Annotated in this window: 1 protein-coding gene; it reads left to right on the top strand. The window is 60.6% G+C overall.

Going from position 1 to position 866, the window contains the following annotated elements; genetic code table 11:
* Positions 1-492 precede the first annotated feature (492 nt).
* Positions 493-866, top strand: a 374-nt coding sequence (locus FZZ93_RS18175) for an electron transfer flavoprotein subunit beta/FixA family protein (RefSeq protein WP_149323701.1), incomplete at its 3' end; no start/stop codon positions are given.

An 866-nucleotide genomic window follows, 5' to 3' on the forward strand; every position in this document is an offset into this window, starting at 1 on the left:
TTGGCCTGTTGCATCAGCCGGCAGGCCGCGGCGAGCCCGGAGGGGCCGGCGCCGACGATCACCACGTCGACTTCCATGCTGTCGCGCTCTACGTGTTCTGTCATTATTGATGTCTCCTCCCATGGCGAGACGTCATGCCTCTGTTCTTGCGGGCACCGAGAGGGTGTCGGTCAACTGCCGAGTTCGCCCATGCGGCGTTCACCCTCCGACGTCTCGTCAATTTTAAACGGTCGTTTGCTTCTAGGGGTGCTCCATGATAGGCATAATAGCCGCAAAGGGGCACCCCTTACGATGGGGATCTGCCGAACGGACCCCTCGACTGGCATGGCGGGATTGTTGCCGTCACCGAGGCTGTGGCACATTGAAAAGGTTTTTTCGGCGCGGCGCCTATCAAACGCTCGCATGAAACATCTAAAAGCATGCCGATCGGTTCTAAGAGGCGCTTCGCCTTCTTCATAACCCGGTTCCGAGACTGAACCAAGCGAGGACAATATGAAGGTACTCGTCGCGGTCAAACGCGTCATCGACTACAACGTCAAGATCCGGGTCAAGCCGGATAACTCCGACGTTGACCTCACCAACGTCAAGATGGCCATGAACCCCTTCTGCGAGATCGCCGTGGAAGAGGCCGTGCGCCTGAAGGAGGCCGGTACGGCCAGCGAGGTGGTCGCGGTCACCGTCGGTCCCAAGGCCGCCCAGGAGCAGCTGCGTACCGCCCTGGCTCTGGGCGCCGATCGCGCCATCCACGTGCAGACCGACGAGCGTGTCGAGTCGCTGGGCGCGGCCAAAGTGCTGGCCAAGGTGGTTGAAGAGGAGCAGCCGGAGTTGGTGATTCTCGGCAAGCAGGCCATCGACAGCGACAACAA

Source organism: Halomonas eurihalina (genome assembly GCF_008274785.1).
GTDB classification, from domain to species: Bacteria; Pseudomonadota; Gammaproteobacteria; order Pseudomonadales; family Halomonadaceae; genus Halomonas; species Halomonas eurihalina.